Origin of the sequence: Rhodococcus sp. (in: high G+C Gram-positive bacteria) (assembly GCF_049591685.1) — a bacterium.
Lineage (GTDB): Bacteria > Actinomycetota > Actinomycetes > Mycobacteriales > Mycobacteriaceae > Rhodococcoides.
Window position 1 is genome coordinate 1 of record NZ_JBAWFH010000124.1, and the last position, 4,646, is coordinate 4,646.

Annotated in this window: 6 protein-coding genes; all 6 read right to left on the bottom strand. The window is 64.7% G+C overall.

Going from position 1 to position 4,646, the window contains the following annotated elements; translation table 11 throughout:
- Positions 1-81: 81 nt before the first annotated feature.
- Positions 82-1,296, bottom strand: coding sequence for a methionine adenosyltransferase (metK, locus tag WBQ44_RS05445; RefSeq protein WP_495565712.1), 1,215 nt, complete (start codon positions 1,294-1,296; stop codon positions 82-84).
- Positions 1,297-1,483: 187 nt separating this feature from the next.
- Complete coding sequence (gene coaBC / locus WBQ44_RS05450; protein WP_495565713.1) at positions 1,484-2,746, bottom strand: bifunctional phosphopantothenoylcysteine decarboxylase/phosphopantothenate--cysteine ligase CoaBC; 1,263 nt, start codon at positions 2,744-2,746, stop codon at positions 1,484-1,486.
- A gap of 21 nt (positions 2,747-2,767) precedes the next feature.
- Positions 2,768-3,076: a DNA-directed RNA polymerase subunit omega gene (gene rpoZ, locus WBQ44_RS05455; protein ID WP_495565714.1), complete on the bottom strand. Its 309-nt coding sequence runs from the start codon at positions 3,074-3,076 to the stop codon at positions 2,768-2,770.
- A 108-nt stretch (positions 3,077-3,184) separates the two neighbouring features.
- Positions 3,185-3,781: a guanylate kinase gene (gene gmk, locus WBQ44_RS05460; protein ID WP_495565715.1), complete on the bottom strand. Its 597-nt coding sequence runs from the start codon at positions 3,779-3,781 to the stop codon at positions 3,185-3,187.
- A gap of 28 nt (positions 3,782-3,809) precedes the next feature.
- Positions 3,810-4,130, bottom strand: coding sequence for an integration host factor, actinobacterial type (gene mihF, locus WBQ44_RS05465; RefSeq protein ID WP_495565716.1), 321 nt, complete (start codon positions 4,128-4,130; stop codon positions 3,810-3,812).
- Positions 4,131-4,315: 185 nt separating this feature from the next.
- Positions 4,316-4,646 (bottom strand): beta/alpha barrel domain-containing protein (locus WBQ44_RS05470; protein ID WP_495565717.1); only part of this gene is annotated, 331 nt, incomplete at its 5' end.

Here is a 4,646-nt window from a genome sequence, read left to right on the forward strand (position 1 = left end):
GCTGCCGTTCTGCCCTCGTTACTCGGTCGGATTCGGCTTACAGACCCAGCCCGGGTGTGCGCCCCCGCCGGGTTTGCCTGATCAGAGACCGGCGGCCGCACGCAATTTGTCGGCTCGGTCGGTCGACTCCCACGGCAGGTCGATGTCGGTGCGGCCGAAGTGGCCGTACGCGGCTGTCTGCGCGTAGATCGGCCGCAGAAGATCGAGGTCCCGAATGATCGCACCGGGACGCAGGTCGAACACCTCGGAGATAGCTTCCTGGATTCGCACGGGGTCTGTCTTCTCGGTTCCGAACGTCTCGACGAAGAGGCCAACCGGGGCTGCCTTGCCGATGGCGTACGCGACCTGCACCTCGATGCGGTCGGCCAGACCTGCGGCAACTGCGTTCTTGGCGACCCACCGCATCGCGTACGCCGCGCTGCGGTCGACCTTGGACGGGTCCTTGCCGGAGAATGCGCCGCCGCCATGACGAGCCATGCCGCCGTAGGTGTCGACGATGATCTTGCGGCCGGTGAGGCCGGCGTCACCCATCGGACCACCCAGGACGAACTTGCCCGTCGGGTTGACGAGCAGGCGAACATCGGAGGTGTCGAGGGTCGCGATGTTCAGCTCGGCCAACACCGAACCGAGGACCTTCTCGCGAATGTCCGGTGTCAGTAGGTTGTCGAGATCGATGTCGGCCGCATGCTGCGTCGAGATGACCACGGTGTCGAGTCGCACGGCGTTGTCACCGTCGTACTCGATGGTGACCTGAGTCTTGCCGTCCGGACGCAGGTACGGCAGCACACCGCTCTTGCGTACCTCGGTGAGGCGACGGGACAGCCGGTGTGCGAGCGCAATCGGCAGCGGCATCAGTTCCGGAGTGTCGGTGTTGGCGTAACCGAACATCAGGCCTTGATCTCCCGCACCCTGGCGGTCGATCTCGTCGTCCGAGAGACCTTCGACGCGCGACTCGTGCGAGTTGTCGACACCCTGGGCGATCTCCGGTGACTGTGCGCCGATGGCCACGTTGACACCACAGGAGTTGCCGTCGAAGCCTTTGGCGGACGAGTCGTAGCCGATGTCGAGAACCTTGTCGCGCACGATCTGTGGGATGTCGGCGTAGGCCCTGGTGCTGACCTCGCCTGCGACGTGAACCTGACCGGTGGTGACGAGTGTCTCGACCGCCACGCGCGAACGCGGATCCTCGGCGAGCAAAGCGTCGAGAATCGAATCGCTTATCGCGTCGCAGATCTTGTCGGGATGGCCCTCTGTTACCGACTCACTGGTGAAAAGCCGACTTCCGGACTTGCTCACGAATTTCCTCTCGACTTGGGTCATAGCCGACCGAGAATGTCCATTCTCACCGGCCCGAAACCTTCACACTTCGGCAACGCAGTACTGCTGGTGCTGCTTCCTTACGGGTGTCGACGCGGACACTCGTACACGCGCGCACCGCACGTCGACATTAGCCGGGCATCGGGCTCGACGGCAGTTCCACCTGTCACAGTTCTCCGCCCGTCGATGCAGTTGCCGATGTCGAAGGTGCCGCCAGGGTGGCCACCACGGCGTCGAGCACGCGGCCCGCCAACAATGCCTTCGAGCCCTCGCCGAGCGCGGATTCGGAGCCGTCGGATCCGAGCAGCCAGCCGTCGTTGTGGTCGACTTCGAAGGCCTTGCCTTCGCCGACCGCGTTGACCACCAGAAGGTCACATCCCTTGCGAGCCAGCTTCGCTCGCGCATACGTGAGAACGTCACCGTGCTCGTCGCCGGTCTCTGCCGCGAAACCGACTATGACGGTTGACGATTCGATTTCGCCCGCCCGACGGGCGTCGACGAGCCCCGCCAGGATGTCGTCGTTGCGAACGAGCGGAATGGAGTCGGGCTCGCTGGCGCCCTTCTTGATCTTGCTGCCCGCGACGGTTGCCGGCCGGAAGTCTGCGACAGCCGCGGCCATGACGATGGCGTCGGCGTCGGGAGCGAACTTACGGACTGCGCCCTGCATCTGCTGAGCAGTCTTGACGTGTACGACGTCGACGGCGGCGGGATCGGCCAATTCGGTGGTGAACCCGGCAATCAACGTGACCGAAGCACCGCGCTGCGCAGCGACCCGGGCCATCGCGTAGCCCTGCTTGCCCGAGCTGCGATTGCCCAGGAAACGGACGGGATCGAGTGGCTCTCGCGTGCCGCCTGCGGTGACGACCACCTTGCGACCGACGAGGTCACGCGGGAGTGCGTCCGAGCGCTCGGCAAGCAACATGGCCAACCCGTAGATCTCGTCGGGTTCCGGGAGCCGACCGGCTCCGGTGTCTCGCCCGGTGAGCCGTCCAGACGCCGGTTCGAGCACCGTGAGTCCGCGGCTGCGCAGGGTATCGACATTGGCAACCGTGGCGGGGTGCTCCCACATCTCGGTGTGCATGGCGGGAGCGAGCAGGACGGGGCACCGCGCAGTGAGCAGCGTGGCAGTAAGCAGATCGTCGGCTCGTCCCCCTGCGATACGAGCCATGAGGTCCGCCGTCGCGGGGGCGACCACGACGAGGTCGGCCTCTTGGCCAAGGCGCACGTGCGGCACCTCGGGAACGTCAGCGAAGACGCCGGTGTTCACGGGGCTACCGGACAGCGCCTCGAACGTTGCGCGGCCCACGAACTCCAGGGCGGATTCGGTGGGAACGACGCGGACGTGATGACCGCTCTCGGTGAAGCTACGAATGAGGGAACAGCTCTTGTAGGCGGCGATACCGCCGCCTACCCCGACGACTACGCGCAACGGCTGAGTCCTAACCGGTTCTTATTCGCCTTCGGTGTGCTCGAGGAGATCTGCATGGATTTCGCGAAGCGCGATGGAGAGCGGCTTCTCCTGCAGATCGGGCTCGACGAGCGGTCCCACGTACTCGAGGATGCCGTCACCGAGCTGGTTGTAGTAATCGTTGATCTGTCGCGCGCGCTTGGCTGCGTAGATCACCAGTGCGTACTTCGACGACGTCCGAGCCAGAAGCTCGTCGATCGGAGGATTGGTGATTCCGAGCGGCGTGTCGTAGGCCGGTGATACTGCGTTACGCGCGTCGAAATCGGAACCGGCCACTGAAGTGCTGCTCACTATGGATCTCCTGAAATTGCATCGTTGGTGCTTTTTACACCGCTGCTCGGTGTACGAACGAGGCTCGTGCTGGCTATACAAACGCTTTGCATACTTGAAGGGTCGTCGTCAACCGACTGACGACCCACCGACCAACAAGGATACCAACTCTTCGCACGAATGGTCGACATCGGTATTGACAATGACCGTGTCGAACTCGTCCTGGGCCGCCAACTCGACCTTCGCGGTCTCCAATCGACGCTCGGTTGCGGCTGTTTCCTCGGTCGCCCGGGACGTCAGTCGCTGCACCAAATCTTCCCAGGTCGGCGGAGCCATGAACACGAGTTGCGCTTCCGGCTTGGCCACCCGAACAGCGCGCGCCCCTGCGAGGTCGAGCTCGAGCAACACAGGTTTGCCCTGTTCGAGGGCCTGTTCGACCGGCGCGGAGGGCGTACCCGACCGGTGCAGACCGCTGTGCACACTGGCCCACTCCAACAGTTCACCGGCTTCGATCATCCGATCGAACTCGCCGGAGGTCACGAAGTGGTAGTCCTCGCCGTCCACCTCGCCGGGCCGCGGGTCACGTGTGGTGACGGACACACTGAACCATAGCTCCGGCAGAACCCGCCGGACGAGTCGAACAACGCTGGACTTGCCGACGCCGGAGGGGCCGGCCAAAACGATCAGCCGGCCCCTCTCGCGCGGGGACGTGTCACTGTCCGACACGTGCTTCACCTCTGCGATCACAGTGCGCTCAAGCCTCGAAGTCGAATTTGGTCAACAGCGCCTTGCGTTGACGGTCGCCGAGGCCGCGCAGACGCCGCGACGGTGCGATCTCGAGCTCGGTCATCAGCTCCTGAGCCTTGACCTTGCCAACCTTCGGAAGTGCTTCGAGCAGAGCCGACACCTTCATCTTGCCGAGAATCTCGTCCGACTGCGCGTCTGCGAGTACCTGCTCGAGATCGGTGCCGCCTCGTTTGAGGCGCTCCTTGAGCTCGGCCCTCACCTTGCGGGCGGCAGCCGCTTTCTCCAGAGCAGCTGTGCGCTGCTCTGCGGTCAACTGGGGAAGCGCCACGTTTCCTCCGTATCGTTCGTCGGTGAACAGTGCACACGTTCGATCTCCGTGCACTTCGCTGCTGACGGACCAGCGGTCACCAGCAACGACAGCGACGCTACCGAGACGACGCAGCCTTCGCTCACCCGCCCCCGCAACTGTGTGTCGACCATCGATGGGCTATGCCGCCGGCTCGCACGGTGCGCCTAGGACAGACTCGCTTCGATCTCGTCGCGCAGTGCCCGTGCGGCATCGCGCAGTCCATCCACCGACGGCCCCGCGGACAAGACACCTCGGGAAGAGTTGGGTAGCAACAACTCTCGAGATCCGTCGAAGATCTGCGCGAGGTCTGCCGCGCTCGCGCCCTGCGCACCGAGGCCGGGCGCCAGGATCGGTCCGGTGAATTCGGACAGGTCCAGACCGTGATCACGGGTCGCGCCGACGACGAGTCCGACGGTGCCCGGTCGTTCGGAGTTCGCCGCGGTCGCGCCGTCGACGATGGCCTGCGCGACGGTGCGGCCGTCGGAGCGGGCATTC